Consider the following 3648-nt stretch of genomic DNA (forward strand, 5'->3'; position numbering starts at 1 on the left):
TCCACATTTACTCAAATCTCTGATATGATTGATTTGGGACATTTTGAGCATCTTCCTTTCCTCCTTTGAATAGATTGGTCTCTACCAAAGGATAACGGTATTGGTTAAGTGATTCAAGATGTCCTGCTTTATTGTGGGAAATTCCCAATCCGATATTTGGGAATTTTACTTTCCGATTTGAGGTACTTTTATTTTACTATATACACGCATCAAAGCTTTGTGCTACGAAGGCGATGGATATACCCTGGCTTTAAAGAGGCTTAGTCCTGGAAACCGTTTCCAGTGGCCGCGCACCCCGAAAGAAGCCAGGGAGATATCCCCGGAGCAGTTCAGGCTCCTGATGAACGGCTTTGCGGTTGAGGGCTCCATCCGTGAATACTATCCGGAGAAAGACCGGAAATAAACTCGTTACAAATAAATTGAATTTAATTGTAACTTTTACTTGATACTCGTTATAACAAGTGATATAATATAATTATAAAACTATAACGAGGAGGTCCGTTATGGCTATTATCAAGCAGTATCACGCTGACACAGATACCACATACGTATACGAATCAACCAGTTACTGGGATGCTGAGAAAAAGCAGTCCCGTTCCAGGAGAAAGCTCCTGGGGAAACTTGACCCTGTAACAGGCGAGATCGTCCCCACCGGCACCAGAGGCAGAAAAAAGAAGGGAGCTGCCGAGACTGGATCCGCTTTATCTGAAACAGCCGGATCCGTTTCTGCAGAAGCGGAAGCCAGAATCCGCGAACTGACTCTTGAACTTTCCCTCAGGGATTCACGCATCGCTGAGCTCGAAAAGGAAAACAGAAAACTGACGGATGACATCATAAGCATCCGACGCGGCCTGGAGTCCTGCCTCCGCATGTGCCCCGCACTTTCTGAATGATCAGCAGGAGGGACGGCAGCACATGAAAAAGAAACTCAGCACACTCAGGGAAACGGTCTCACAAATGAATACAGATGAACTCCGCTCATCCCTCATCATGATGATGGGCGCGTATTCGGGAGAACTTTCCCTGGCTGAGGAAAGATCACGCGCGGATACGGAGATGACCGTCCAGTTCCAGAAAATGAAGGACGACCTTGCAAAGGCCACTCTTGAGAACGAAACCCTTAAGAAGGAGAATCTCCGCCTTACCGAACAGCTCCGTCTCCGTAACGGGGACCTGTTCGGCCGGTCCACAGAAAAGACAGAAGACATCATTGACAGTGTATGCTCCGGGGCAGATGCCGCCGACCCTGTCTCCGAGGATATCCCTGCCGATGATCCGTCTTCTGATCCGGATAAGGAAGAAAAATCCGCAGCGAAAGGCAGCACCGGCGGCAAAAAAGAGCGGAAACCCTCAGGAAAAAAGAAAAAGGGTAAGCGTGCAGAAGATCTCTCCAGGCTTCCCGGCAGGACAGAGTTCCAGTTCGACGTAAATGCGCTGAATGATGAATACGGCGAAGGGAACTGGCGCATAGCCTATTGGGAACCGCACAGGATGCTGGAGAGCATTCCCTGCACAAAGTATGTCAGGACGTTGTATACCCCTGTCATTTCGGCAGGACTGGAGCATTCTCTCGTCAGGATCCCTGCATCAGGGCAGCTCCTTCCCAGATCGATCGCAACCCCGTCACTTGTTGCAGAGATCATGTACAATAAGTTTGTCCTTGGCCTTCCTCTTTACCGTCAGGAGGCGGATTTCATCCGCAGCGATGTTCCTGTCTCACGCCAGACCATGGCCAACTGGGGCATCCGTTTTGCGCTGGACCTTTTCGGTCCGGTCTATGATTACTATGCCCAGCGAGAGAAAACTCTGTCAAAAATTACAGATATTTAACATAAGCACCATGGCGTAGATGGATATCGCAGCATGCAGGTATACTTAGAAAGAGAGGGGTTCCCATATAGCAAGACAACTATACACAAGTATATGAATTCAATACTTGGGCTGAAATCTATTGTTCGCCCCAAAAAACCAGGATATGAGCATGGTAAACCGCATAAGGTGTTTGAAAACAAAATACAACAGAACTTTACGGCAGATGAAATCAATCAAAAATGGTGTACCGATTTTACCTATTTGTTTTTGGAGAACCATGATGTACGTTACAACTGTACAATCATAGATCTGCATGATCGAAGCGTTATTGCCAGCATAACAGACCGGCATATCACAAGCGATCTTGCTATCCGTACCTTGCAGAAGGCGCTGGAATCACAGCCGGCGCTTAAGGGGGAATTAATCCTACACTCGGATCAAGGATCTCAATTTACTTCCAAAGCCTTCCTGCTGAAGCTGTGCAGGTACAACCAGTGTGATGAAACCGTCCTGCAGGTCGTCTGTGACGGAAGGAAAGCAGGTTCTTTAGGCTACATGTGGGTTCACACATCGAGTGAGCTCTTTTCCGGTCACCCCATTGTCTTATTCCGCTTTGAACTGACAAGAGGGACCGAACATTTGAGAGAGTTTTACCTCCGGTCAGGCTACAAAGGTTTTCTTACCAGCGATGCCTATGTCTCTTATGAAGTGCTGGAGAGGGAATCACAGGAAACAGAAAACTCCGGTCCCATCATCCGTGGAACAGGCTGCCTAATGCATGCGCGCCGCAGGTGCACTTATGCCATGCGTGCCCTTGGTGTAAAGAACTATACACCGGATGAACTTGTCGAACTGCCTGAATACAAGGGGCAGGCTCTGATCGATGAGATCTATCAGGCGGAGACCCCGCTCAAACAGCTTTCAGCTGAAGAACGCCATAAAGGAAGACAGGAGAAAGTGCGTCCAAAAGTGGATGCTTATTTCGAGTATCTGAAAACCCTCAACCCTGATGATCCGTCGTACAGTGCCAGACTCAGGGATGCGATAAAGTATTCCCTGAATCAGGAAGACAGGCTGCGCATGTTCCTTGATGATCCTAACATCCCGTGCGACAACGGCTTTGCAGAGAGGAGCATCAAGCCCTTCGCCATCCTCAGAAAGAACTGCCTCTTCAGTTTTTCAGTCGACGGTGCCCTTTCCATGGCCATCATCTTCTCACTTGTGGAGACTGCCAGGGCGAACAAAGCGCATCCGTACTACTATCTGATGTACCTGCTGGAAAAGATGCCGGCTCATATGGATGATACGGATCATGATTTCCTGCCGTCCATGATGCCCTGGTCAGAGGAATATAAAAAGTATGAGTTCATGAAAAAACAGGAATTCATCCGGGGATCTTCAGAACAGGAACCTGTTCAGGCACCTAAGACTCCCAGAAAGAAAGACAGGAAGAACCAGGCAGCCTGATCATGATCGGTGTATCATGAAACTAAGAGAGTATACACTGGTCTACAAACTCTAAAAAGTCCATGGACTTTTTAGAGTGATGCTGGATTTTGTCTCAAGACTATTATACAGGAGGCAGAATCTGATTCTAGACACAATTTATTTGACGCTTACTGAACGGGAGCAGATTATTGAAAAGAAAACATTAGAGGCAGCTGCAAGCGGTGAAATATATCCAACCATCTCCTTGTATGAGGTAATGGATATGCTGGGGTGAGCTGTTGTGGTCAAGCTTTTTTGTAACATTTGTGGCTAAAAAATTCATTGGATTGTTGCTTGGATAATACCGGAGTTTCCAGTGTATGTAAAGGATGCTTCGCACCGCCTTTG

3 protein-coding genes and 1 pseudogene are annotated in these 3648 nt (G+C 47.3%); all 4 read left to right on the forward strand.

The window, feature by feature from the left end; genetic code table 11:
* Window positions 1–208 precede the first annotated feature (208 nt).
* The 4 genes and pseudogenes from tnpB to tnpC all read left to right on the forward strand — a co-directional run bounded on the left by tnpB (window position 209) and on the right by tnpC (window position 3279).
* Entirely contained in the window at window positions 209–403 is a 195-nt protein-coding gene (gene tnpB / locus ACTNBF_RS16215) for an IS66 family insertion sequence element accessory protein TnpB (RefSeq protein ID WP_441089683.1), read from the forward strand.
* A 100-nt stretch (window positions 404–503) separates the two neighbouring features.
* Window positions 504–893: a hypothetical protein gene (locus ACTNBF_RS16220; protein WP_441050316.1), complete on the forward strand. Its 390-nt coding sequence runs from the start codon at window positions 504–506 to the stop codon at window positions 891–893.
* A 598-nt stretch (window positions 894–1491) separates the two neighbouring features.
* Window positions 1492–2280: pseudogene (locus ACTNBF_RS16225) on the forward strand (DDE-type integrase/transposase/recombinase); the annotation flags it as partial.
* Between the two features lie 9 nt (window positions 2281–2289).
* Window positions 2290–3279 (forward strand): IS66 family transposase, encoded by a 990-nt coding sequence (gene tnpC, locus ACTNBF_RS16230; RefSeq protein WP_441089684.1) that lies wholly within the window; start codon window positions 2290–2292, stop codon window positions 3277–3279.
* Window positions 3280–3648: the final 369 nt, after the last annotated feature.

It is taken from the genome of Bariatricus sp. HCP28S3_A4 (genome assembly GCF_052066395.1).
Taxonomy (GTDB): domain Bacteria; phylum Bacillota; class Clostridia; order Lachnospirales; family Lachnospiraceae; genus Allocoprococcus.

What these genes read in the sequence shown, in the direction of transcription:
- ACTNBF_RS16220 (WP_441050316.1), top strand. Translation starts at nt 504, where the DNA reads ATGGCTATTATCAAGCAGTATCACGCTGACACAGATACCACATACGTA.